Annotated in this window: 22 protein-coding genes, 1 pseudogene and 1 riboswitch; of the genes and pseudogenes, 20 read left to right on the top strand and 3 right to left on the bottom strand. The window is 37.9% G+C overall.

The genetic code is table 11. The features are described from left to right. The 16 genes and pseudogenes from HMPREF9703_RS09140 to HMPREF9703_RS07825 all read left to right on the top strand — a co-directional run. Positions 1–221: hypothetical protein (locus HMPREF9703_RS09140; protein WP_004636918.1), on the top strand; the 221-nt coding region annotated here is incomplete at its 5' end. A gap of 178 nt (positions 222–399) precedes the next feature. Continuing rightward, a pseudogene (locus HMPREF9703_RS09320) lies at positions 400–813 on the top strand (DNA methyltransferase); the annotation flags it as partial. A 199-nt stretch (positions 814–1,012) separates the two neighbouring features. Continuing rightward, complete coding sequence (locus tag HMPREF9703_RS07895; RefSeq protein WP_004636916.1) at positions 1,013–1,723, top strand: DUF6414 family protein; 711 nt, start codon at positions 1,013–1,015, stop codon at positions 1,721–1,723. Next, entirely contained in the window at positions 1,724–2,842 is a 1,119-nt protein-coding gene (locus HMPREF9703_RS07890) for an AAA family ATPase (protein WP_004636914.1), read from the top strand. A 726-nt stretch (positions 2,843–3,568) separates the two neighbouring features. Then, positions 3,569–4,531, top strand: coding sequence for an ATP-binding cassette domain-containing protein (locus tag HMPREF9703_RS07885; protein WP_004636913.1), 963 nt, complete (start codon positions 3,569–3,571; stop codon positions 4,529–4,531). Further along, positions 4,524–5,300 (top strand): ABC transporter permease, encoded by a 777-nt coding sequence (locus HMPREF9703_RS07880; RefSeq protein WP_004636911.1) that lies wholly within the window; start codon positions 4,524–4,526, stop codon positions 5,298–5,300. The genes HMPREF9703_RS07885 and HMPREF9703_RS07880 overlap by 8 nt, the downstream gene beginning before the upstream one ends. Then, positions 5,297–6,076: an ABC transporter permease gene (locus HMPREF9703_RS07875; protein WP_004636910.1), complete on the top strand. Its 780-nt coding sequence runs from the start codon at positions 5,297–5,299 to the stop codon at positions 6,074–6,076. The genes HMPREF9703_RS07880 and HMPREF9703_RS07875 overlap by 4 nt, the downstream gene beginning before the upstream one ends. Before the next feature lie 473 nt (positions 6,077–6,549). After that, a complete protein-coding gene (locus HMPREF9703_RS07865; protein WP_004636906.1) occupies positions 6,550–7,770 on the top strand; it encodes a glycosyltransferase family 4 protein in 1,221 nt (406 codons plus the stop codon). A gap of 125 nt (positions 7,771–7,895) precedes the next feature. Beyond that, positions 7,896–7,991, top strand: a riboswitch (TPP riboswitch). A 166-nt stretch (positions 7,992–8,157) separates the two neighbouring features. After that, positions 8,158–8,787, top strand: a complete 630-nt coding sequence (locus HMPREF9703_RS07860; protein ID WP_004636904.1) for a YkoF family thiamine/hydroxymethylpyrimidine-binding protein — start codon at positions 8,158–8,160, stop codon at positions 8,785–8,787. Next, on the top strand, positions 8,780–9,346 hold the full coding sequence (locus tag HMPREF9703_RS07855) for an ECF transporter S component (RefSeq protein WP_004636901.1): 567 nt from the start codon (positions 8,780–8,782) through the stop codon (positions 9,344–9,346). The genes HMPREF9703_RS07860 and HMPREF9703_RS07855 overlap by 8 nt, the downstream gene beginning before the upstream one ends. A gap of 6 nt (positions 9,347–9,352) precedes the next feature. Beyond that, positions 9,353–10,819, top strand: coding sequence for an ABC transporter ATP-binding protein (locus HMPREF9703_RS07850; RefSeq protein ID WP_004636898.1), 1,467 nt, complete (start codon positions 9,353–9,355; stop codon positions 10,817–10,819). Next, a complete protein-coding gene (locus HMPREF9703_RS07845; protein ID WP_004636897.1) occupies positions 10,816–11,514 on the top strand; it encodes an energy-coupling factor transporter transmembrane component T family protein in 699 nt (232 codons plus the stop codon). Before HMPREF9703_RS07850 ends, HMPREF9703_RS07845 begins: the two co-directional genes overlap by 4 nt. A gap of 25 nt (positions 11,515–11,539) precedes the next feature. Next, positions 11,540–12,781, top strand: a complete 1,242-nt coding sequence (locus tag HMPREF9703_RS07840) for an acetylornithine deacetylase (protein WP_218914828.1) — start codon at positions 11,540–11,542, stop codon at positions 12,779–12,781. Between the two features lie 215 nt (positions 12,782–12,996). Further along, a complete protein-coding gene (locus HMPREF9703_RS07835) occupies positions 12,997–13,908 on the top strand; it encodes a GIY-YIG nuclease family protein (protein WP_040377050.1) in 912 nt (303 codons plus the stop codon). Between the two features lie 126 nt (positions 13,909–14,034). Further along, positions 14,035–14,412 (top strand): hypothetical protein, encoded by a 378-nt coding sequence (locus HMPREF9703_RS07830; protein WP_004636891.1) that lies wholly within the window; start codon positions 14,035–14,037, stop codon positions 14,410–14,412. A gap of 233 nt (positions 14,413–14,645) precedes the next feature. Further along, a complete protein-coding gene (locus tag HMPREF9703_RS07825) occupies positions 14,646–15,479 on the top strand; it encodes a hypothetical protein (protein WP_004636890.1) in 834 nt (277 codons plus the stop codon). 47 nt (positions 15,480–15,526) lie between these two features. Here HMPREF9703_RS07825 and HMPREF9703_RS07820 read toward each other — a convergent pair whose 3' ends face one another. From HMPREF9703_RS07820 to HMPREF9703_RS07810, 3 genes are all read right to left on the bottom strand, one after another. After that, on the bottom strand, positions 15,527–16,264 hold the full coding sequence (locus HMPREF9703_RS07820; RefSeq protein WP_004636887.1) for an esterase family protein: 738 nt from the start codon (positions 16,262–16,264) through the stop codon (positions 15,527–15,529). A gap of 2 nt (positions 16,265–16,266) precedes the next feature. Continuing rightward, a complete protein-coding gene (locus HMPREF9703_RS07815; protein WP_004636886.1) occupies positions 16,267–17,451 on the bottom strand; it encodes an ATP-grasp domain-containing protein in 1,185 nt (394 codons plus the stop codon). Between the two features lie 127 nt (positions 17,452–17,578). Further along, complete coding sequence (locus HMPREF9703_RS07810; RefSeq protein ID WP_040377049.1) at positions 17,579–18,421, bottom strand: alpha/beta hydrolase; 843 nt, start codon at positions 18,419–18,421, stop codon at positions 17,579–17,581. A gap of 164 nt (positions 18,422–18,585) precedes the next feature. Here HMPREF9703_RS07810 and HMPREF9703_RS07805 point away from each other — a divergent pair, with 164 nt between their 5' ends. From HMPREF9703_RS07805 to pyrE, 4 genes are all read left to right on the top strand, one after another. Then, positions 18,586–19,884, top strand: a complete 1,299-nt coding sequence (locus HMPREF9703_RS07805; RefSeq protein WP_004636882.1) for a CapA family protein — start codon at positions 18,586–18,588, stop codon at positions 19,882–19,884. Positions 19,885–20,245: 361 nt separating this feature from the next. Further along, positions 20,246–22,744: a peptidoglycan DD-metalloendopeptidase family protein gene (locus HMPREF9703_RS07800; protein WP_004636879.1), complete on the top strand. Its 2,499-nt coding sequence runs from the start codon at positions 20,246–20,248 to the stop codon at positions 22,742–22,744. A 161-nt stretch (positions 22,745–22,905) separates the two neighbouring features. Then, positions 22,906–23,604 (top strand): orotidine-5'-phosphate decarboxylase, encoded by a 699-nt coding sequence (gene pyrF, locus HMPREF9703_RS07795; protein ID WP_004636878.1) that lies wholly within the window; start codon positions 22,906–22,908, stop codon positions 23,602–23,604. Further along, on the top strand, positions 23,597–24,217 hold the full coding sequence (gene pyrE / locus HMPREF9703_RS07790) for an orotate phosphoribosyltransferase (RefSeq protein ID WP_004636876.1): 621 nt from the start codon (positions 23,597–23,599) through the stop codon (positions 24,215–24,217). The genes pyrF and pyrE overlap by 8 nt, the downstream gene beginning before the upstream one ends. Positions 24,218–24,356 lie beyond the last annotated feature (139 nt).

Here is a 24,356-nt window from a genome sequence, read left to right as displayed (position 1 = left end):
AAGATAAAGAAGATGAATTCTTTGAGGTAACATTGCGAGTTTTAAACCATATTAATGGAATAAGAAAGAACTCAAATAATTATTCTATAGATTTTTCAAATGTAACAGAAATAAATAAGCGGCAGAAAAATTTAGAAAATAAATTAGATAGTACATTCGTGAAAGATTTATATAGGTATAGAAAAATAAGGGATAAGTTTTTTAAGAATCCTTCATTGTAAAATTAAAATAGAAATTTAAAAGAATCATTTGTGGTACAATAAGCCCATATCAGTCCTCTAAGAAGAATAGGAAGTATGTCCTGTGAACATTAATCATACGAAAATATTTTAAGGAAACACTATCTTTAAAAACTATTAGTATAAAGAAAAGAAGACTTGAGGAATTACAGAACAAGATGCGTCTCTTAAGTTTTTAGATCCTACTGATGGCAGTGGTAACTTCCTAACGGAAACTTATATATCTACGTAGATTAAAAAATAAAATCCTTAAAGAGTTATAGGGGAACCAAATAGTTATGGGACAATTCATAATCCTATTAAAATCTCTATAGGTCAGTTTTATAGAATTGAAATAAATGACTTTGCTGTTTAAGTAGTAAGAACAGCCCTTTGGTTGGATAGCAGAATCACAGATGATGAAGTAAAGATGAGGCTAAATCAAACTGGAACAGAAATTATAAGATCAAGAGATTTGTACTCAGATTGGTTATATGCTGATTTATATAATGAACTTACTATGCCTCCTAAATTAAGGAAAGCTCATCAAGAGAATGCTAAAGCTATTATGAATGTTTATGGATTTAATTGGTGAAATATGTCTGAGTCAGAATGTGTGAGCGAATTAATGAATTTATATACTAGAAAACTTGATACTGATTAATCAAACTTAATTTTAGTAAATTTTCTAACAGATTGCTGAAAGATAAAGAAGGAGTATTATTATTAGCGAAAAAAGATTAAACAAAATTATTTACTTTGACAAAGAAACAATTAAAAACATACTACAAGAGATGAACGAAGGAGAGAAAGTATATAAATCTGAGTCAACTTCAACTTCTAAGTTTAAAGGGGAGCTTAATATTGGGGGAGAACTTAAGACAAAATTTAATGTACCTTTTTTATCAAGATTAAAATTTTTATTTACAGGTAAAATAGATGTATCATATCTTCGTCAAAAGGATTCCTTAACATCTATTACATCAACAGAAATTTCAGAGTTTGAAAAATTAAAATCTAGACTAACTAAGATGAAGAGCATTCAAATTAACGATGTACAAAATTCATCAACAGTCTTGAGAATGGCTGGTGGATATCTTCGTATAATCAAGGGTGGAATCGATGATTTAGATACTCGAGAGTTTAAGAATGTAATGGATAATTATGATGGATATGATACGTATAGAATAGATGACAAGCGATATGTTAGGTTTAACAATACTGCATTTGTTAGTAACTACAAAAGGAATGATTTACTTACGACGAATATGACTCTTTACTGTATACCAGTAGGAGAGTTTGAGAAAGAAAGATTTGATTTTCTTAAATATATTAATGAAATGGAAAATTTATTCTCCACAAAAACACAAACAGGAGATACATTAGCAGAGATTTATCCTCCACATATACAATATGAATCAAAAGCCACTATAAATGAATTTAAACAAGAAGACACAGTAAAACTCTTTGATGTTGTATATGCAAGCATTGATGAGGAGAATTAGATGGATTTTAAAAGAGAATATAATATAATCATTGGCTCTAAAACCTACTTTGAGAATGTGCTAAGTAAAAGTAATTTGAGAAATTCTAAATATTTTTTAGAGTTAATACAAATTTCGGATTACAGAAAAAAGAATAATATAGATTGTGATATAAGAGTGAATTGTTTAGTTCTTGAAAATAATAATTATCATGGAATTGTGGAAGCAGCTCACGATAGGTTGCCTTCTATAATAGAAGAGTTGACTACAGATAATGCAAGCATTTATTTGCACAATCCTCCTAGAATATTACGTGAATATCTTCAAGATTTAGATAAACGTGAAATAATTATCTTAAAAGAACAAAAACAAAAGTATGAGATGCTTAAAGATTCTAAGAAATTTGATATGAATATCAATGCTGTCAAGGATAATATAATTGGACAAGATCCCGCAATTAGAGAAGTCAGTAAAAGCTTGTGGTATTTAACAAAAGTTAATAGAAAAAAACCATATGTGATTATGTTTTATGGGAAAAGTAGTTTAGGAAAAACAGAACTCGTACGTGAAATTTCAAAAAATTTTTTTAATTATAAATATTTAGAAAAGCATCTATCAATGTTTAAAAACAGTGTATATTCTGATTATTTCTTTGGTAAATCGCCTAATAGACGAAGTTTTGCATATGATTTATTAGAACGAGAATCAAATTTACTGTTTTTTGATGAGATGGATAAGTGTCCAGAGTATTTCTTTTCTGCTTTTTATACTTTATTTGACAACACTACATTTAAAGATGCTACGTATGATGTAGATATTTCGGGGCTAGTAATTATATTAACTTCTAACTATCAAAATGAACGTGAAATAATGGAACATTTAGGTTTACCAATATACTATAGGATAGATAAATTTGTTCATTTTAAAGAGTTTGATGTTTCAACAATTTATTCTATTGTGTTGAAGGAGCTAAAAGATAGAAAAGAGGAATACTCGGATATACTTTCATTGGATGATGTTTATGCTGCTGTTAGTCCTAAAATTTTAACCGAAAAAGAAAATGCTCGAACTATTAAGCAAAAAGTTCAGTATGTAATAGAAGATCTTCTTTTTTCTAATCATTTAGATGATGATAAATAACTAGAAGAAGCTCTCTCTCGTAATAATATTGATACAATAATGATACTATTTTTCTGAAAATAAAGAATAATACGGAAAAACCAACTTTTATTAACCAAAGTGATTGTTAGAAAACCTTGTAAATAGCTATTTCAATTTTTCTATCATAAAGTGGGAAATAATCATGAAGAACTACACACCTGGTTAATTTAATCGTTATAGAAACTGAAAAACTATAACTGAGATAAATATTGGAGAGAATTAAATAGTGAGTTTCGAATAGCCTCCTTATGTTAGACTTAAACACTAACGTAAGAGGTTCTTTTTTAGGATTCTTGGCATTGAATAACTGTAGGGTGAATGTCTGCTTAGATAATTAATCTTACAGGTGTAAAAAGATAATGTATTTGGTATAATTTTTTTAATGGTTATTTAAATTATCATGCATATATAAACGTTTTAAAGGAGAGTTGGAGGATAGGGAATGATTAGGGCGGATATTATTAAAACAATAGGCAGAAAATAACTAACTTCAACTATCGAAGTGGTAAGTATAGTTAGCCAAAAGTAATAAAGGCAACTGGAACAAAATATGTAATCGAAAAACTAGAGGGCTCAACTCCACTGTAAAAGTAATTATATTGGGAGCCGAACCGTTTCATTTAATCAGGTCGGGAAATATCAGAATGCCATCTAAACGAGGGATGAACTATTTAAGAAGGTTTACAGAGGGGAGAGATAATTATTATGATTGAAATCAATAATCTTTCATACTGCTACAAAACATTTCAGAGAAGTGATGAAAAATTTGGTGTCATTAAAGATTTTTTTAATCGAAAATACGAGAATCATATAGTATTTGATGACATCGATTTAAGTATTCCAGAAGGGAAAATTATTGGATTACTCGGTGCGAATGGTGCGGGAAAAACTACATTGTTAAAAATAATGTGTGGATTACTGCATACTGATTGTTATGTACAAGTGATGGGGTATAATCCATATAAAAAAGAAAAAGATTTTTTGAAAAATATTGGGGTGCTATTTGGCCAGAAGTCAGCACTTATATGGGATCTACCCCCAATGGATACACTTAAAATTTCACAAAAAATATATGATATTCCAAATGATGTGTTTAGATCAAGGGTAACGGAGTATGTAGCACAAATGAATGTTGCCGATAAACTGAATACGCCTGTGAGAAAATTGTCACTTGGAGAAAGAATGAAATTTGAAATACTAGTTGCTATAATCCATGATCCGAAGTTGTTGTTGCTAGATGAACCAACTATAGGACTGGATTTAAAAGCTCAATTAGAAGTACACGAGATGATTAAGAAATTTAAAGCTAGAAATAAAACCGTCATCATTACTAGTCATTACATTAAGGATATAGAAAACACGTGTGATGATGTTGTTGTCTTATCCGATAAAAAAATTCTGTTGCATGAAGAAATAGGACATATTGAATTAGAAGATTCCGTAACAATTAGCATTAACCATAAACAATCCCGTGAGTTTGAGAAGAATTTATCGGATGATTTTGAATATAGCGAGGGTACGTATATAATCACCGTTGCTAAGAAGGATGAATCTCATATTCTAAATAAACTATTACACCATGTTAATTTCGAGGATATCCAGATAGAACGCAATACACTTGAATCGTTGTTGATCAATTTATACGAGAAAGGATATGTCGATGGGTAAATACATTGAAATTTTTAAAGTGAATCTAAAAAGATCTTTAATGTATCGTGCTAATTTTAACATGGGATTGGTTGGACGGATAATTGAAGGATTAACCTTATTTTATGTGTGGAAAAGTGTGTACATGGCAGGATCAGTCAAAGGTTATAGTTTTATGACGATGGTAAGTTATATTATATTATCTATGGTAATTGCCCCGATATTTTTTCCAAGACATATATTTAAGATCGGCGATTTAGTAAAAACAGGAAAGTTAAGCCAGTACATTTTAAAACCATATTCATTTATGGGGGATATATTTGCGGCAGAGTTAGCAAATAAGGTCGTTGACGGTGTAATATTATCCATTATTATTATTCTAAATTATGCCATGATAACTGATGATACTGAAACGTATTTTTTTCTTAGTGTCGCTAGTCTTCTGATCAATTTTCTTTGCATGTTTGTATTTGGTATGTTGGTTGGGAATATTGTATTTTATTTGACCGATACTTGGCCGCTTAAACCTTTGTATAATGCTTTAATCATGTTAGCTGGAGGCGGGTACTTCCCATTAGACTTGTTGCCAAAAGGAGTATATAACGTGGTGAGATTTTCTCCATTTCCACTGTTTAGTTATGTTAATATTAAGAACTTACAAGGGAATATAGGGTTTGATGAAATCATATTTTATATTAACTTATCCTTGTTTTATCTGGTTCTGTTTTTAGTATTGCACCATATTATTTGGAATATATCGCTGAAACGCTATGAAGAGGTGTTATCATGAGACAATATATCGGTGTGATAGTGAAGTCATTTGAGATTAGTATAAAACAATTATTAATTTATCGAACAACAGCGATATTAACCATTTTGTTTTCTACACTATTTATTATTGCAGAAATATTGAGTGTAACTGTGTTCTTTCAATTCACGGATTCAATCGCTGGATGGGGCCAATCAAAGGTTATATTGTTAGTAGCAACTGCAACGTTAATTCAACATATGTATAACTTTTTATTTATTATGCAACATGAAGCATTCAGTTATATGATTTTAGAAGGTGAATTAGATTATATACTGATTAAACCGTTAAACACACTATTTTTATCTAGTATAAGAATTTTTGATTTGCCAAGTTTAGCTAACATGATTATTCCAATCGCTATGATTAGATATATTTATCAAGACTTCTCGATTGTATGGTATCAATGGGTGATATATGCCTTGTTAGTAATTTTAGGCGTTACTCAATATTATTACATCAGTCAATTAATGGTATCCTTAGCATTTTGGGTTGAAAATTCAGAGTCATTTGTTGCTCTTCCGGAGTATTTGTTTGCATTTGCGACTAAGCCTAGAGCGATTTATCCAAAATATATTCAAATAATACTGGGATATGGTGTTCCTATCCTTATGATGACTAATTTACCTATAGAGGTGATTAGTGGAGATGAGACTTCAATTTTAATGATATACTCTGTTGCTGTAACATTTGTGCTAAAAAAACTGGTAGATCTTCAGTGGTCCATAGGTTTACGTCGATATCAATCGGCTAATTAATTATGTATGTTATTATTTTCTTGATGTCCATTTGGTTTTCGCTTACTTTTTAATGACTAGCCCCCCTTAAGTTAGAGTTACAGACTAACTTAAGGGGTCTTTTTTATGGGGAAATATTGGATGCCACAAGATATCGGTGCCAAAATTTGAGTAAAATATCATGCTGTTAAAAGCGGGTAGTCTGAAGGATAATAATAAATATGCTTGTGAATTTAAGTTACAAGTAGTAAACTTGTACCTGATAGGAGAAAGGTCCGAGGCAATCTTAGGGAATGGACTAAAAGAAACATGCTATCGATTATATAATGATGCGATGTTTTCGGGTTTGCAAGATGAGGACATGTTGCTTTATTAGTTGGTTTAATTTGGATTGTTCGTATCCTGATGACTGATTTAGAGTGTGAAAAATAAAGAAACCTATTGTGGTTCTACTGCAATAGAAAATTGATATTGATTAAGAAAAGGATGGTTATATGAGAATACTTCATGTGTTAGCTCAACTTCCTAAAAAAACGGGGAGTGGCGTCTATTTTACCAACACTGTTCAATACATGGAAAAACAACACGAAAATGCGGTGGTTTACGGTGTGCAAGACGGTATCCCCATAGAGTTTGCGGAACAAACAAAAAAATATCCGGTTGAATTTAAACAAGGCACGTTGACATTTCCCATAGTGGGTATGAGTGATGAGATGCCATATGAATCTACTAAGTACAGTGATCTGACTCAGGAAATGATCAGCAATTGGCGCGCGGCTTTTTTAAAGCAATTGGAAACAGCAAAGGAAGCATTCGAACCGGATGTAATTATTTCACATCACTGCTGGATGCTAAGTAGCTTAGTGCTTGATGTGTTTGATGACAAACCGGTCATGCTTATCAATCATGGGACAGACATTAGACAAACGAACCTAAATCCGGAATTATTTGAAAACTGGGTCCATGATTTAAACCGAGCTGACAAAGTTTTGGCATTAAGTCAAAAAGATGTAGCGCCCATTTCAGATATTTTCAACGTGGATAAAGAAAAAATTATCGTTATGGGAGGCGGCTATAATAGCAATATTTTTTACAGACCGGACTCGCCTCGAGAAAATGAAGGGCGGATAAATATTTTATTTGCCGGGAAATTATCCCATGCCAAAGGTGTCTATGAGTTGTGCAAATCATTTAAAACGCTAGAAGAAAAACATGATAATCTTCAGCTTAATCTAATCGGAAATGTTGATATAGATGAAAAAATAATGTTGTGGGAGAATACAGGTCATTCCATGAATTTTCAGATCAGCAATACATCTAGTCAACTGACTTTGGCCAATCAAATGAGAGCAGCCGATATCTATGTGTTGCCTAGTTATTATGAGGGACTCGGTCTGATTGCGATTGAAGCATTAGGTTGTGGCATGCGTGTGGTAGTGACTGAAATCGAAGGGCTGATCCAAACACTTGGTGATGACATTAACCAAAGTAGTGCCATTGAATATGTTGATATGCCGAAGTTGAAGTCAATTGATGAACCATACGAATCGGAGATTGATCCCTTTGTCGAAAGATTAGCTCAGGGAATAGACAAGCAAATCGAACGAATTAAAAATCAAGAAAGAATTCCCGAAGACATTCACCGCCGCATCCTAACACATTCCTGGGATCATATCATGCAGGCGATCGAGACTGAATTGGAACAATTAAGTTAAGTAAACCATAGGGGAAATCTCGAAGTATTGAGTTGTTTATTGCTTGGCATACGACATTGTACTCTAAAACGGTGAAGGCAATTGACATTAGGTAATGGGTATGCTAGAGTTGAGTTACAATTGAATAGACGTACTAGGGGAGCAATTTGCTGAGAAGAGATATCTGACCCTTTGAACCTGATCTAGGTGATACTAGCGTAGGGAAGTGCCAATATATGATGGAATGAATTTTGGATTGATTAATAACTGAAATCCATTTATTTCATATGAGTTAATTGATTTATGAGTCAGGCCACTTTCCAATGATAGGGAGGTGGCTTTTTTGCATGGAATTTTTTTAAGGTTTAGCTGGTCAGTGTTAGGTTATTAGAAAGGATTGTGATAATTATGGAATATGTAAGTTATGGTGAATGTCAAGCAGGGGTACCAGGTTCTAAGCAAGATATTGTAGGGGTGAATTTTACGCTGAGCCCGATGAGCGATCAGTTTGTCGATATTATATTAGGAGCAGTTGGACAAGTTGATTTGTCCAATGTGTGGGCGCAGACGACGCATGTTGGAACGACTTACCGGGGTGAGCAAGAAGCGGTATTCGATGCACTAGCTGCTTGTATACTACATGCTTATCAAGAAGGCACGCATATGAGCTTACATGCGACGATTTCACAAGGGTGTCCGGGCGATGTAGATAGTGATTATAAAGCTCCGGAGTCAGAGAATAAGCGAGTGAATGCCTCTAGTGTGGCAGATATTCACTTTGATGTATTGGGGCAGTTTTCTCTCTATCCACTTGGGCAAGCAGACTATATGTCGGTGATTGCTGATGCTGTGAATAAAGGGATTGACCGCGGTGTGATCAAGGAGTCAGCTCATTATGGGACAGTTCTGTCGGGCGATGTGCATGAGGTGTTTCATTATTTGGAAGATGTATGTTGGTTTGTGCAGGAACGAGTCAGTCATTATGTCATTGAATTAACGTTGCACATGAATATTCCAGGAGGAGATATCGATGAATAAAGAACCATTACAATTACGCGATTATATTTTTATGTCACTGGTGACGGTAGTATTAGGTATTATCTATTTACTGGCTGTTTACTTAGGATCAACATTGACAGCACTTCTGACACCAATGGGATTAGCTCCACTTGGATTTGGGATGTTGCAAGGAATTTGGTATATGGCACCGGTCTTTACGATTTATTTCGTGCGCAAACCATTTGTCGGAACATTAACGGAGATTACGGCGGCTTTAGTTGAAGTGCTGATTGGGAATATGTTTGGAGTAATGGTCCTTGTCAGTGGATTGATTCAAGGAGTGGCGGTTGAAGCCGGATTTGCTGTTACTGGATATAAAGACTATTCGTACAAGACAACAATGTTAGGCGCTACTTTTTGTGCTATAGCAACGTTTATCTATACAGGATGGAAAGATAATTATCTGGCACTGGATTGGAAATTTGTGCTGGTTATCTTTGTTGTACGTCTAGCAAGTTCATTGTTCTTCACTGGTTTCTTAGCAAAATTCTTGTGTGATAAGATGAAAGAAGCTGGCGTTGTGAAAGTGTCTGGGTAGATTGTTGTGAAGCCATTAGTAGAGTTAAATCAGATAAGTTTTGGGTTTGAGACGACAACTATTTTAGATGATGTATCACTTGCAATTGAACCTGGGCAGACCGTCTTGTTGTGTGGGGAGAGTGGTAGTGGAAAAAGTACCTTAATGAAATTGATTAATGGTTATTATCCGGATAATGGCGGGGATTTATTGTCCGGAACGATGCGTATTCAAGAGCAGGATATGTTACCACTGAATGTCGTTGAACGCACCCATTATGTCCGATCCATCTTTCAGAATGCACGATTATCATTCAGCATGCGGAACTTGCGTGAAGAGCTCGTTTTTTGTCTGGAAAATGTGAAGACAGATCCGGATAAGATAGATGAGATTATTGCTCGCCATACTGAACGGTTTCAGTTAGATTATTTACTGGACCGACCGTTCGATGAATGTTCGGGAGGTGAGTTGCAACGGTGTGCATTTATTTGTGCCACTTTAATCGATGCGCCATTTTATATTTTGGATGAACCGTTCGCTAATGTAGATGATGAGACGGTAGCGTTCTATATGGCTGAAATCGAAGCAATGCAAACAGAAGGGAAGTCGTTTTTGATTATTGATCACCGAGTCGATTTATGGCAATGGGTTGATCGATGGTTACTCTTGGATGAGTCAGGGCAATTGGTTGATGTATCAGCTGATGTTCTGCCAGAAGTTGAGCAACGGGACTTATTAACAGCGAATGGCATCTATACGGAATGGGATCATACGAAGAAACAGGTCACCGCAACAAGTGATGAGGTTTTGTTGGAAGTGAATAATCTAACGTTAGAGAACGTCACAGAGGTGAAGCACCGACGTTGGTTCCGACGTGAACAAGAGACCCATACATTATTGGAACGAGTGAACTTGACCATGCCAAAAGGACGCATGATTGGATTGATTGGTCCTAGTGGTGGGGGAAAGACGAGCTTCTTCATGGCGCTGTTGCGAGCAAGAGATTATTCTGGTCAGATTAAATTAGCGGGACAGGATATTCAGCAAATGAAAAAAGCGGATCTTTATGCCAGAATGGGTCTTGTTTTTCAAGATCCGTCTCTGCAGTTCGTGAAGACAAGCGTTCAGGATGAGATTCAGGCAAGCTTTGAGGCATGGGGTTTAAGTTATGATGAGGCAGATATTGTTGAGCGATTATCTCAATATCAATTAGAAGCGATGGCGGAGCGATCACCGTGGTTGTTATCTCAAGGACAACAGCGCCGCTTAGCTGTGTTGTGTATGACGGTAGGAGATCAAGAACTCCTTTTAGTTGATGAACCGACTTATGGACAAGATGCTGTGAATGCTCGTCGGGTGATGGACAGTCTAGCAAGCTTGACAGAAAATGGCATGACATGTATTTTTACGAGTCATGATTTACGTCTAGTAGATGAGTATGCGGATGATGTTTTAGAACTAAAAGATAAAACCATTAAGAAGGTGAATCGATGATTGATCATATTAATCCGACATTTAAGACATTAGCACTAATTGCAGGGACAATTGCCTTAGGATTTACGTATCGGTGGGAGTTGAATGTAGCTGTTATTATCCTAGCGTACTTATGTCTATTGACGTCGAAGCATGCTAAGTTGCGCAATGTGTTATTAATTACAATTCCGATGATCTTCATATCGGTCAGTTATTTTTTTACGGCGTGGTTGTTTCCTTCATCCGCTGAAGTGGCAAATACGGCAGCACATATCATTGTTAATCCAGCCGTGACGAATGGGATTAATCTAGGGACCCGTCTGAGTGCATTTGCCTCAATTGGTGTAGCTTATGGGATGACGACCGATAAAGATGAATTGATTGCCAGTTTTATCCAACAAGGGCGTATGCCGATGAGTATGGGTTATGCGATTCTGACGGCCTTGAATTTAACCAACTTGATTCATCAAGAGTATAAGCAGTCACAGTTAGCCTTTCAAGTGCGTAATATGAAGTCGCGGTGGTTTGATACGAAGGCGCTGTTTACGATGTTGATTCGAATGACACGTTGGGCTGATCAATTAGCGCTAGCAATGGAAGCGAAGGGTTTTTCCGAAGATCGGACGATGAAGTTGAAAGTTAATGTGCATTGGTATGACTATTTATTTTTAATCGGATTTCCAAGTAGTATTATTGTAGCGGGTATATTATTGTAAGTAATTATCAGAATAAAGAGAAAGGATGGAGAGCATGGAGTCAAGACAGATAGAGTTAATTCGGTGGTTAGTGGAGCATAATACAGAGAGTCCACCGGCGCGTAATACGGATCCACTGCAGGATGAGATTCAGGCATTTTTGGAAGAGCTTGATTTTGAGGTGGCACGTTTTCCTCTCTATGATAATGATAGTGTCATTGTTGGGACGCTGAAAGGAACAGATCCAGAGGCGCCGAAGTTGATCTTGAATGGGCATGTAGATGTGGCTTCGGTGGATGATGATGCATTTTGGGAGTATCCGCCGTTCGAGTTAACAGAAGAAGGCGACTATGTGATTGGACGCGGGACAAGTGATATGAAGGGGGCGTTTGGTTCTGCGCTGTACGTCCTGGAGAAACTCCATCGAGCAGGGAAGCAACCTAAAGGAGATATTATTGTTCATTCGGTGGTGGGCGAAGAAGTGGGTGAAGCAGGAACGAAATTAGCCTGTGAGCATTCACCACAAGCGGACTTAGCTTTAGTCTTCGATACGAGTAATCACCAAGCATTAGGTCAAGGTGGCGTGATTACAGGGTGGATAACCGTACAGTCCAAGGAGACCATTCATGACGGGGCACGCAGTCAGATGGTACATGCAGGTGGTGGTTTGTTCGGTGCAAGTGCGATCGAGAAGATGATGAAAGTCATCCAAGCATTGAAGGAGTTAGAACAGCACTGGGCCGTGATGAAGCGTTATCCAGGAATGCCGAGCGGAGCAACCACGATTAATCCAGCTGTTATCGAAGGTGGGCGCCATGCAGCCTTTATTGCAGATGAATGCAAACTGTGGATAACTGTTCATTATTTACCTAATGAAGATTATGAAGACGTCATTGCCGAAATTGAAACTTATCTGAACAATGTGGCGTCTGGAGATGTTTGGTTGCGAGAAAATCCGCTTCAGTTCGAGTGGGGTGGAGAGTCTATGATTGAAGATCGTGGAGAGATTTTTCCCAGCTTTACCATTCCAACTGAACATCCGGGATTTGACCTGCTTCGTGAGTGTCATGAAGCTGTCTGGGATGCGGAATTAGAACAAGGAGTCAGCACAACGGTAGCGGACGGCGGATGGTTGCACACATACGGCATCCCAACGATTATGTATGGGCCTGGTGAATTGAGTGAAGCTCATAGTGTAGATGAAAAAGTGAAAAAACATGACTTAGCTCAATTTGCACGCGTCATCGAACAATTCTTAGCTGACTGGTATGATAAGCCACGAAAATAAGCCATATGAATGAAGTAGCTGAGTAGGATCTGAGGTGAAAGATGCTGCGAGGCTACTTTTTTTGGTGGGAACTATTGATATTTGATTATATTTAAATGAGTTGCTATGATAAAATAAATATAAGAACGTTGGAAATTTATTTTAGAACTAACGGAATAGTGGGTAAATAAGATATTTGCTTAAAATAATTTTTTAAAATTGAAAGGCTACATATGATGACGAACAATTTAGATACACAAGTTACGATTAATTTAATTGAAAACTCACCTAATGGGATTATTGAATGTAACTATAATCATCAATTATACCAGTTATGTAAATTCCCCATTGAATCACTTCAATCATCTTATTTTAGATCCAATAAGTTTAAATCACAGTTAATTTTTTATTTGCTTTTAGGTCAGGATAAAGAAACTAGTTCAAAAATCTTATTTATGGGGCATAATAATTTTGGACAAGAGTATTTTGTAAAATCAATTAAGGATATGATAGGGAAGAATAAGCAGTATGAATTCGTTGAAGCGGTGGCAGTTATAATGTCGCAAGCGAACTTAACTCAGGATGAGTTCAATTATATAAAGCAATCACTTGTCAGAAAAATTCGTGAAACCAAAAGATATAAGTTGAAAACAAAATATCATGCGAACCGTCTTAAACACTTATCAGTTAATCCGGAATTAGATCGGATAGTGGATACCATTTCATTAACGGCAGGGACTTTAGGGATGAAGGTGTTTGTTCCTAAAGTCCAGCAAGAGTGGAAATCAATGGAGATAGAGGGGCCTAATAAAGAAAATTTATTTTACTACAGGCGAAAACCGCGTGGACATTCAGAAGTGATCGAAGCCTACTGCACAAAAATATTAGATCTGTATATCTTATTAGAAGGAAGCAAAATTTATTCTAAAAATGGAGCCACACTCTCAAAAGAGGCTAAAATAGAGAGAGCAAGATATAAAAATAATAATTGGATTAAAGATGATATTTTGCAAAAGAATGCTGCTTTTGACTCAATTTCTGCATTAATCAAGTTTGTTATGGGTAAATCTAGCGGATCTGCTGCTGATTGGGTAACTGAACAAGGAATGACATTGCAGGAATTTGAAGCACTGGAACGGTCAATGTAGCGAATTTCATCTTATTTAGAAAGAGATATTTGGGTGGCGGAGCAGGACCTGCTATTGAGAAAGACTGCTCAGTTTTTAGTGGAAGATGGTCAAAATTTGTTATAATGGGGAAAAGGAGCTGGATTGATGCAGACGATATTTTATATTCTATCTATTTTTATTGTGCTGGATGCGGGGGCGACTCCGCTACTTTTGAAGTGGTGGCGGCACAAAGGGTACCGCCCAATTTTTTTATTACTTCCATATGCGCTGTTAGTGCCGGTTATTAGTAGCTTAGTGACACTCTTGATGATTAGCTTGCCATTGTTTTATCCGTTTTACCAATTGGCAGTTATAATTGTCACTATATTCTTGCTGTATAAGCTCCGTGGTTTATTCAAAGACGGCTTGCAAGAGCAGAGTGATGGGAGATATTTTTTAACTTGGGGACGATTAGGCGTTTATATACTTACCTTAGTGATTGGAACAATAACGGTTGTCCAGAATTTAATGGCGATGAAGTAGTCCATTCAAGGCTAAGTAAGTCAATCAAGTATAGAGAATCTTTAAGTTTAATGGGTAACTGATCTATTTCTGCTTGAAGCAATAATCTTTTGTGCATTCTTTAAAAATTAGATGCTAAAAAAATAGGGAACTTTAACGAGAATGTTTTATTAAGGGGATTGAGGAGAGCTAGTATATAGCTTGTGAGTTAGTTTTCATTATTGCTATACTGTAAGAGAATGAGGAGGGATGGGATGTTTAAGTTGGATGGTCAGAAGGTGGTTGAGGCGTTAGCCACTTATGTAGAGAAAAATAATACAACACTTGAGCAGTTAGCAATACAATCTGGGGTGAGTATGGATCGCTTGCAGGCTTATCAGGTTGGAGAAATGAGAGGGAATCGTGAGACGATATTTGATTTGATGCGACTATTTGAGACCGATTGGCAGCCGATGTCGGTGTTGACAGCAACAGTGGATTTGGAGCGTCTGAATCAAAAAATATTAGTAGAGGCACGGGAGCAGTTGACAGCTGATATTGCTGGAACAGAGACGGTTAAGATCGAATTCTTGCTTGGGGCGATTGATGCGCAGACGGATGAGGAGACATTGCGATCGGTTATGGTTGAATTGCCGAAGATGACAGAGATTATTCCAGAAATCACAGCACAAGTTGAACAGGAATGTTTGAGCTTTCATCAAGAGCGTCAGCAACAATTGACGGCACTTGAATTGCTGGAGCTAGATATTGAAACGATTAAAGCTCAGTGCAAAGAATTGAATTATAATTACCTCATGCGTCAGTATATTATGGAGTCCAATGCGAAGGCGGGTAATTTCTTGCAGCAGTTGAATCAGATGGCGGATCATTATCGAACAGTTCATAGTATGATGGTGGAACAGATGATGAAAGGGATTTTTGCTTATTCGTTTGCGAATAATATTGAAGTTGAGATGGATCATGAGCCACGGACAGAACGCTTTGCTGAGATGGTTGAAGATTACGGCCGTACTTTTTTAGATCATGTGACAGTAATGTTAGACTTCGCGGTTGAGGCCCAAATTATTGCGCATTATCAATTAAAGTAAAGAGATAAAAACAACCACTTCAATTGATGAAGTGGTTGTTTGATGATCTATGGGTAGAGGATATTTAAGAAGTAAGGCATTTGTTGACGCCACCAGACCCAGTCATGTGCGACATCTTCGCCCCATTCATCGAACCAGGCGGGGATTTGTTTTTCTTGGAAGGCGTCTTTTAGAGAATAGAAGCTAGGAAGTCCATCGTGTTCCCACGCGCCTAGTCCAGTACAAACAATGATATCATTCTGACGATATAAGTTTAAGAACCATTCATCATGCTGATGCCAAATATAATCGCTTGGTGAATTGCGATAAATTAACTCGTCATCATAATCACCAACAAAGAAACTGGCATTGTACACGCCACTTAGCGCAATAACTTGGCTGAATACATCTGGGTGTTGTAAGGCGAAGTTCAGTGCATGATAGGCCCCCATACTACAGCCTGTTGCTAGCATACCGCCATAGCGGTCCGTTTTGTGTTTAATAAAGGGAATCGCCTCATGAATAACATAGCGTTCATAGGCTAGGTGGGCTAGGGCACGGTCATGTGGTTGTTTCCATTCGCATAACCAACTTTCATCATCGACTGTTGATAAGGTGAAGAACTGTACTTTTCCTGCATCGATAAAGGAACGACAAGCTTCTATCATACCAAAATCAGCGTATTCTGCGTGTGATCCTCCCGAAGAAGGGAAGACAACAACCGGGGTTCCACTGTGGCCATAGCGATTGATTGCCATCTCTCTACCTAGTTCACCACTATAATGACTTAAAAATTCTACATGCATCTTTATGCCTCCTTATGTTCTACGCGTTTATGGATAAAAGCCGTCATTTCATCTGCTTCAGTGCGACTATCGCTGAGTATCACATACACTTCATCTCCCATGATATCGGAAAAAATATCTGGTAAACGTTCATGCATAGTAATCGCTTCACCATATCGAGCTCGAATGTCCTCATCTGAGTGGACATACTGAACATGATCACGCCGAGAAATACTGGCTGCATAGCGTCCAGTGAATGTCGGAATATCGGTGAGCTGTCCTGTAACAATTTTAGCGTAAATATCGTATAAATCGGCGCTAATCGCATAATTGTATAAGTCGATGGAGTGCCCGCCGGCTGAGCGATTATTATACTCCAAAGCAACATATTCACCATCAGACTTCCGGAATAATTCAATATGAAAGAATCGCTCGCTCATCCCGAATGCTTTAATAATCGCCCGTCCGTATTGACGCAACTGACTATCCATTTCACTCTCAACGGTATAAGCATAATCAGCCTCACCTTGTATATGATCTAACGTCGGTGTATTGTAATAAAAAGTCGTCTCATAAATAATCTGATTATCCCGCCCAATCAATCCATCATAGGTGCATAACTCCGCATCAGAAACAAAAGGTTCGAGGAAATAAGGCACCTCTTGTTTCCATTCACGTTTGAATTGAGCTACGTCGTCTAAATGTTCTAACTTATACGTTGCACTCGTGCCAACACCATGATCCGGCTTTGCAATTAGGGGCAAACCGCCCAGTGTTTTTATTGTTTTATCGAGTGATTGTAAATCAGTCACCAGTTCACCCGGGACGACAGGGACACCCGCTTTTTTGAATAATTTTTTCATCTTGGACTTATACATAGTCTTTGTGAGATCAGCTGGTTTCACACCGGGGACATTAAATTGTTCGCGGAGGGTGGCATCTAAGACGAGCCAATGTTCATTATTAGATTCAATCCGATCGATCGGTCCATGTTTATAAATTAAGAATGCTACTGCTCGCGTGACTTCAGCGGTATCTTCTAAGTTATTTACTTTGAAATATTCAGTGAGTTGCCCTTTAAGAGTATCAGTCAATTCATCGTAAGGCATATCGCCTACACCGAGGACGTTCACTCCATGATTTTTCAATGCTTTGGCTACTTTTTCTAAGTGAGCCGGAAAGTAGGGGGATGTGAGTAAGACGTTCATGTTTAACACCTTTTCATTATTAAATTAATATTAGAATAACACATTTGTTTTGTGAAAACAATCTGAAAATGGTTAAAAGGTAGATCATTTAAAAAAAGAAGTGATTAAATATGTTGGCTACGAGAAATTACCACATCTCACTTAAGAAGCGTAAGCAATTCGGCAGGTGCTTGGACCATTCATTCTCACTATGAATGCCGTCTGCTGCGATGACGAATTGAATATCTTCTAAGGATACACCAGCACGAAGTAACTGCTGATAATAGAGTAGGCTTTCATCAATATAGGCTTGTCGCATATTGCCGTACATTAATTTACGATCTGTGGCATCCCCTTCATGGGTTCCTACTTGGATGAAGATTCGCTGCGACTGTTCAATGCGGTTACGTGAAATATAGCGATCAAAGTCATCGCGAGTTAACCAGTTAGCACTAGAGAACACACCCAATTGACCAATTTGGTTCTGATAAGCTATTCCCATAAATTGTGTAATATTTGCGCCTAAAGAGCTTCCTATCATGGCTGTATGGGCACGGTCTTTCTTCGTTCGGTAGGTGGTATCAATAAATGGTTTGACCACTTCCATTACAAAAGCGGCAAATTCGGCTCCATGTCCGCCAAGTACCATACCCGGTGGCAATTGTGTTTGTTTAAATTTCCAAGGAGAATATTCATGCATCCGATCTTCTTCACCGTTGTCGATACCAACCACTATCATTGGAGGTAAATCCGGATTTTTCTTGAGCGCATGAATGGTTTTCCATGAATGACCGGAAAAAGCTTCACTACTATGGAACACATTCTGGCCATCATGCATATAGACCACTGGATAAGATTGGTCGGATGATGCATAATCTCGTGGGAGTAAGACGCGTATGCGACGGGATTCATGACGATGAGGCATCATTAAGTCATGACTCTTCAATTCTAAGTAAAAATAGGCTTTATTATGTCGTTTCACTCTCAACATCCTTTCTCTCTTCTATGATACACCAAGATCTACTTATTGACTATTAGAAATTGCATCTATATCGGGAAATTATCCTTTTTTTGGAAAAAGAAGACACCTTGCTTTTTAGCGGAGAATAGGTGATAATGGAGAAAATAAGTCTAAAATATGAAAGGAATGTGACGATGAAAGATATGAAGCAATCCAGACGTGCGAGGCGATCCAAGCGTTCTCCGTGGTGGGCTATTATAGTGGCTTTATTAGTCTTAGGGGCGGTAGCCTGGACCTTATTTAGCTGGCAACCGTGGCAATTGGGCAAAGTGGCGATCGATAAAGAAGTATCAGAAGAAACAGCGACAGAATCAGTTCACTTAGAGGATGAAGTGGCAGAGAATGAAGTCACAGTTGAGCCGTATACTATTCGGCTAAGCTTTGTTGGTGATTTATTAATGCATATTGGCTTGAACGATACAGCGCACAATCCAGAAGAGGGGACATATGATTATTCACCGATGCTTGAATATGTAGCGCCTCATATTAAACCATCTGATGTAGCGTTCGCTAATTTAGAAACGACTTTTTCAGGAGGGGAACGCGGCTATGAAGGTTATCCGCTCTTTAATACGCCGGATGCTTTTTTGGACGCCATTGTAGAGACTGGTTTTGACCTGTTAAATACAACGAATAATCACTCTTTTGATGGACAAGTTGAAGGATTGATTCGTACAACTGAATTAGTCGCATCAACGGACGGAATTGACCCGATTGGAACGTATGCGGATACGCCGGAGTCTAGAGTGCATTATCGCGAGGTAGAAGATATCACGATTGCTTTCTTGACCTATGCGGAAATGTTCAACGGTATTGTGGATCCGGTAGAAGACCGTGAGTTATTGTTACAACATGCTAACTTTATCGATGAAGAGCTCATTTTAGAAGATATTGAGGAAGCGAAAAAGCAAGGCGTAGATTTCATCGTAGCTAATATGCACTGGGGAACGGAGTATCAGACTGAGCCCAATGACTTCCAACGCCAATATACCGAATTGCTAGTTGAAAATGGTGTTGACTTAGTAATCGGTGGTCATCCGCATGTGATTCAGCCGGCTGAAGTTGTAGAACATGGTGAGAATAAAGCCTTTGTGATTTATTCATTAGGGAACTTTCTCTCCAATCAACGAATCGAGACATTAGGAGCAGAGATGGCGTCTACTGAAGACGGGGTGATCTTGCATCTTGATATTGAAGTAAATGAAGATAAGATGACGTTGAGTAATGTAGAATTCGAGCCAACTTGGGTGTATCGTGAAGGTGGCCCAATCTATGATTACCATGTACTGCCGATTGAAGATTTCTTAGAAAACCCGCGCTTTGCCGAACATTATCTGGATCGTCTAGAAGCATCCAAAGCACGAACAGAAGAAGTACTGGGGATGTATGGCATCTTCGAGGAAACATTTAATTTCGAGCTTGGAATCAACTAAAAAGTAAGCAATCTCTATTATGAAGCATCCTTTAGCGGGTGCTTTTTTATATAGAATGAAATAACTTAAAACAAAATATGGCTGAAAAATAAAAAGAAAAGTATTACAATTTAAGTTATGCAACAAGTAGAAAAAAACTCTTTCAGATATTACTAAAAATGTATAGCTTGATAAATAGCTCAATGACAAGGGTTTAGGGTGTGTTGACCAATGTATTTAAATAATACTGAACCGTTAATAACATTACGTTTCTGTTACAGATATAACAATTGGCAAAAAGGGGTTCTCTTTTACGATTAAACTCGATATAATGAATGGGAATTGAGCGATAACCCAAATCCAGGAAGGAATTTATCTAACTATGAAATCAAAGAACAGAAGTTCAAAACTAAAATTAGCATTATCAGCTGGTCTTTTAGCCGGAACAGTTGCAACAACTAGTTTCTCACAAGATGTTCATGCACAAGAAGTAACACAGGGGCAAGCACAAGCATTACATAATGAATATGTTGCTGCTCGAGAAGAAGAGGATGCATCTCAGAAGTTATCTGAAGTAAAAGCTCAACTTGTTGGCTTGATTGAACAAGCGGGTGGATCAGATCTTGTGGCACAACTTGACGTTCAAGCACTATCTGAATCAGAGTTAGACAACGTATTCACATCATTTATTAACTACTTAGCACAAGAAACAGCTGAAGTTGAAACAGCAGAAACAACCTCAGAAGAAGTAGAAACAAAAGAAGAAACGGTCGCTGAACAGCCTGTCGCTCAACCTGTTCAAGCTGAAGACAAAACAGAAGAAAAACAAGAAGAAAAAGTAGCTGAAGAAGTTGTTAAAGAAGAAACTACTGAAGAAGAGGCTGTTGAAGACGAAACAGCTGAAGAGACAGAAGAAACAAAAGAAGAAGTAGTTGAAGAAACAGAAGACCAAACGGAAGCAAAAGACGAAGAAAAAGCAGATGACGAAGATCCAGAAGTTGTCGCTTACCGCATCCGTCTCCAAGAAGAAGCAGCAAAAGAACACGCACGTCAAGCTGCTGAAGAAAAAGCTCAACGTGAAGCTGAGGAGAACGGCGAAAAAGCAGAAGAAAAATCTGAAGAAGAAACTGTTGTCGAAGAGGACGAAAAAGCAGAAGCATCTGTTAAAGAAGCCGAAGAAGCAGTTGCTGAACCAAAAGAAGTAGCTTTAGAAGAGAAGACTGAATCAACAGAAGAAAAAACGGAAGAAACAAAAGAAGCTGACAAACAAGAAGAAAAAGTTGTTCCAGCTAAAGAAGAAAAACAAGCACCAAAAGAAGAAAAAGCGATTATCAAAGAAGACGAAAAAGTAACACAACCCGCTAAAATTTCTAAACCAGCACAATTAGTGAACAAAGTAGCACAACCAGCTGTTAAAGCACCAGAAGTAAACACACCATCTCGTCAACAGGCTAAAGCGCAGGCTCAAAAAGTTGTTGAAGCCCGTGTAGAAGCAAAAATTGAGAAAAAATTAGCAAAAGGTGTTGTTCTTTCACCAGAAGAATTCATTAACTTAATCAGCGCTGAAGTTCAACGTTATGCTGATGAGTACAACATTTATGCATCTGTTATGATGGCACAAGCGGCCCTACAATCAGGTTGGGGAACAAGTGCAACAGCTCAAGCACCTAACAACAATGTGATGGGAATTACTGCCGGATCTAACGAGCAAGGTGTTGAATACCGTACGTACGAAAATATCGTTGCTTCATTGAAAGACTACGCTGAACTTATCCGTAATGGTGTGAGCTGGGACAAGAACTTCTACAGTGGCGCATGGAGAGAGAATGCTGCGACATATGAAGAAGCAACTAAATGGTTAACTGGTCGTTATGCAATTGACCCGAACTATCACTTGAAATTAAATGAATTAATTAAACGTTACAACTTAACTCGTTTCGACGTTCAAACAAGCGGTCAAGTATCACCATCAACTGAATCAGCCATTGAAAAAGCTGTCGAAAAAGCAGCTGAAAAACAAGCACAAGGATCAGCTCAATTACGTTCAGCTAAACACGCACAACGAAAACAAGAAGCACCAGCAAAAGAAGAAAAAGGTGCCAATAAACCAGCTGAATCTAAACAAAAACCAGCAAAACCAGCTAAAGAAGAAGTTATTGAACCAAAAGAAACTGAAAATAAAGTTAAACCAGCTGAAAAACCACAGCCACAAGCAAAACAAGAAGCGAACCAACAATCTAATGCTAAATCAGGTAAAACATACACAGTTCAACCAGGTGACTCATTAAGTGGTATTGCTAGCAAGACAAACTCAACTGTAACTCAAATTGTAGAATCCAATAAAGGATTAGATGCAGGTAACTTACAAGTCGGACAAAACATTGTCACACCAGCTAAAGAAGCAGCAAAACCTGAACAACAAGTGGAAACACCAAAACCAGCTGCCAAACCAAGTACAGCTCAAGAAACACAGACAAATGCTCAAGGTTGGGTTCGTCCAACTGCTGGGGTGGTGACCTCTCGTTATGGATGGAGAAGTTACCCACTGAATCCATCTCGTCGTGATTTCCACATGGGTGTTGATATTTCATCAGGAACAAACTCGCCTGTTGTTGCAGCTAAAGCAGGAACAGTAACGGCTTCAAACTCAGGCTACAACTGGGGTTACGGGAACTATGTAGATATTGATCACGGTGATGGTCTAATGACACGTTACGCTCACTTAGCACCAGGCTGGAAAGCATCAGTCGGCCAAAAAGTTGCTGCGGGTGAACGTATCGGTACACAAGGTACAACTGGGGCATCAACAGGTGTTCACTTACACTTCGAAATTCACAAAAATGGTAAACACACTAACCCAGAAAACTACATGAAATTCTAATAACAATTAAACACGGCCTAGCCATTGATCGATATGACAATGGCTAGGTTTTGCTATGTCGAATATTCTCTAGTTGAAGAATTTTGATAGCTTTTGAGAAAATTACTTGACATCTAACTGAACACTGACTAAACTAATAAAGGAAATTAAAGGAGGCGCTTATGACACGACCAATTATTGCCCTAGATTTTAGTAGCTTTGAAGAGACGCTAGATTTTTTAGATTTATTCGATGAGTCATTATACGTCAAAATTGGGATGGAAAGTTATTTGTTGAATGGTCCGCACGTGATTCGGACGATTCAGGAGCGAGGCCATCAGATCTTTTTAGATTTAAAGCTTCATGATATTCCGAATACCGTTGAACGAACGATGCGTGGATTGGCAGAGCTTGGTGTGGATATGGTGAATGTTCATGCACAAGGCGGGTCTAAAATGATGCAAGCAGCGGTGGAGGCCTATAAGTCTGTTCATCCTAGTGGGACGGTGCTGGCAGTGACACAGCTGACTTCATTGAGTGAAGAACAGTTTATCCAAGAGACAAAAAGTCAACTGTCATTAGAAGAGAATATTATCCATTATGCTCAGTTAGCGCAACAATCAGGTATTGATGGCGTAGTGTGTTCACCTCTAGAGAGTCAAGCCGTTCATACGGTTTGTGGAGAGGAGTTCTTGACGGTGACTCCCGGTATTCGACTGAGTGATGCCCAAGCGGATGATCAATCGCGTGTAGTGACTCCGAATCGAGCCCGTCAGTTAGAGTCTGATTATATTGTGGTAGGACGACCGATTACACTAGCTGACGATCCCGTACAAGCCTATCAGCAAATAAAAGCCAATTGGGAGGGACAAGATGAATAAGATAACATCCAAAGAGATTGCTCAGCATTTACTAACTATTGAAGCCGTTGAACTGCGACCAGATCAACCTTTTACTTGGTCGAGTGGGATCAAATCCCCTATATACTGTGATAATCGTAAAATTATTGGTCAGCCAGCTGTGAGAAAACAAATCGTAGAGGCGTTTTGTCAGTATTTATCCTCTGAATTAAGTGATATTGATGTGATTGCGGGTACTTCAACGGCGGGAATTCCGCATGCAGCGTTTATTAGTCAAAAGTTAGATACGCCGATGAGTTATGTCCGCGGTAGTAAAAAGTCACATGGTAAACAAAATCAAATCGAAGGGGCCCAAGTTGCTGGGAAACGTGTGGTAGTGATTGAGGATTTGATCTCAACAGGTGGCTCTTCTTTGGAAGTGGTGGATGCATTGCAAGTAGCCGGTGCAGAAGTGGTGGAAGTGGTCGCTATTTTTACCTATGGGATGGACCGAGCGCGAGCAGCCTTCTCTGCTCAGCAAGTCCCTCTTCATACATTATGTGACTTAGATACGTTGCTTACGGTCGCTGAAGAAGCCGAAAATATTACTGCTGAACAAAAACAGTTAATTGAACAATTCCGTGATTTGTATTAAAAATAGCATCTTAGATTGAAAAAAACGTGTGGGGTAGCATGCCCGACACGTTTTCATTAAAAAAGAGTGAAATAATTGGGAAAAAATGGGCCATTTGTTGCAATGATTGATTTGTTTGTGGTATTTTTTAGAGGATTAC

It is taken from the genome of Dolosigranulum pigrum ATCC 51524, from assembly GCF_000245815.1.
GTDB classification, from domain to species: Bacteria; Bacillota; Bacilli; order Lactobacillales; family Carnobacteriaceae_A; genus Dolosigranulum; species Dolosigranulum pigrum.
The sequence above is the reverse complement of the archived record's forward strand: the minus strand, read 5'-3'. Positions and strand labels throughout refer to the sequence as shown.

What these genes read in the sequence shown, in the direction of transcription:
- HMPREF9703_RS07820 (WP_004636887.1), bottom strand. Translation starts at nt 16,264, where the DNA reads ATGCATGTAGAATTTTTAAGTCATTATAGTGGTGAACTAGGTAGAGAG.
- HMPREF9703_RS07865 (WP_004636906.1), top strand. Translation starts at nt 6,550, where the DNA reads ATGAGAATACTTCATGTGTTAGCTCAACTTCCTAAAAAAACGGGGAGT.
- HMPREF9703_RS07855 (WP_004636901.1), top strand. Translation starts at nt 8,780, where the DNA reads ATGAATAAAGAACCATTACAATTACGCGATTATATTTTTATGTCACTG.
- HMPREF9703_RS07800 (WP_004636879.1), top strand. Translation starts at nt 20,246, where the DNA reads ATGAAATCAAAGAACAGAAGTTCAAAACTAAAATTAGCATTATCAGCT.
- HMPREF9703_RS07815 (WP_004636886.1), bottom strand. Translation starts at nt 17,451, where the DNA reads ATGAACGTCTTACTCACATCCCCCTACTTTCCGGCTCACTTAGAAAAA.
- pyrE (WP_004636876.1), top strand. Translation starts at nt 23,597, where the DNA reads ATGAATAAGATAACATCCAAAGAGATTGCTCAGCATTTACTAACTATT.
- HMPREF9703_RS07825 (WP_004636890.1), top strand. Translation starts at nt 14,646, where the DNA reads ATGTTTAAGTTGGATGGTCAGAAGGTGGTTGAGGCGTTAGCCACTTAT.
- HMPREF9703_RS07880 (WP_004636911.1), top strand. Translation starts at nt 4,524, where the DNA reads ATGGGTAAATACATTGAAATTTTTAAAGTGAATCTAAAAAGATCTTTA.
- HMPREF9703_RS07875 (WP_004636910.1), top strand. Translation starts at nt 5,297, where the DNA reads ATGAGACAATATATCGGTGTGATAGTGAAGTCATTTGAGATTAGTATA.
- HMPREF9703_RS07805 (WP_004636882.1), top strand. Translation starts at nt 18,586, where the DNA reads ATGAAAGATATGAAGCAATCCAGACGTGCGAGGCGATCCAAGCGTTCT.
- HMPREF9703_RS07885 (WP_004636913.1), top strand. Translation starts at nt 3,569, where the DNA reads ATGATTGAAATCAATAATCTTTCATACTGCTACAAAACATTTCAGAGA.
- HMPREF9703_RS07845 (WP_004636897.1), top strand. Translation starts at nt 10,816, where the DNA reads ATGATTGATCATATTAATCCGACATTTAAGACATTAGCACTAATTGCA.
- HMPREF9703_RS07860 (WP_004636904.1), top strand. Translation starts at nt 8,158, where the DNA reads ATGGAATATGTAAGTTATGGTGAATGTCAAGCAGGGGTACCAGGTTCT.
- pyrF (WP_004636878.1), top strand. Translation starts at nt 22,906, where the DNA reads ATGACACGACCAATTATTGCCCTAGATTTTAGTAGCTTTGAAGAGACG.
- HMPREF9703_RS07810 (WP_040377049.1), bottom strand. Translation starts at nt 18,421, where the DNA reads ATGTTGAGAGTGAAACGACATAATAAAGCCTATTTTTACTTAGAATTG.
- HMPREF9703_RS07830 (WP_004636891.1), top strand. Translation starts at nt 14,035, where the DNA reads ATGCAGACGATATTTTATATTCTATCTATTTTTATTGTGCTGGATGCG.
- HMPREF9703_RS07835 (WP_040377050.1), top strand. Translation starts at nt 12,997, where the DNA reads ATGACGAACAATTTAGATACACAAGTTACGATTAATTTAATTGAAAAC.
- HMPREF9703_RS07895 (WP_004636916.1), top strand. Translation starts at nt 1,013, where the DNA reads ATGAACGAAGGAGAGAAAGTATATAAATCTGAGTCAACTTCAACTTCT.
- HMPREF9703_RS07840 (WP_218914828.1), top strand. Translation starts at nt 11,540, where the DNA reads ATGGAGAGCATGGAGTCAAGACAGATAGAGTTAATTCGGTGGTTAGTG.
- HMPREF9703_RS07890 (WP_004636914.1), top strand. Translation starts at nt 1,724, where the DNA reads ATGGATTTTAAAAGAGAATATAATATAATCATTGGCTCTAAAACCTAC.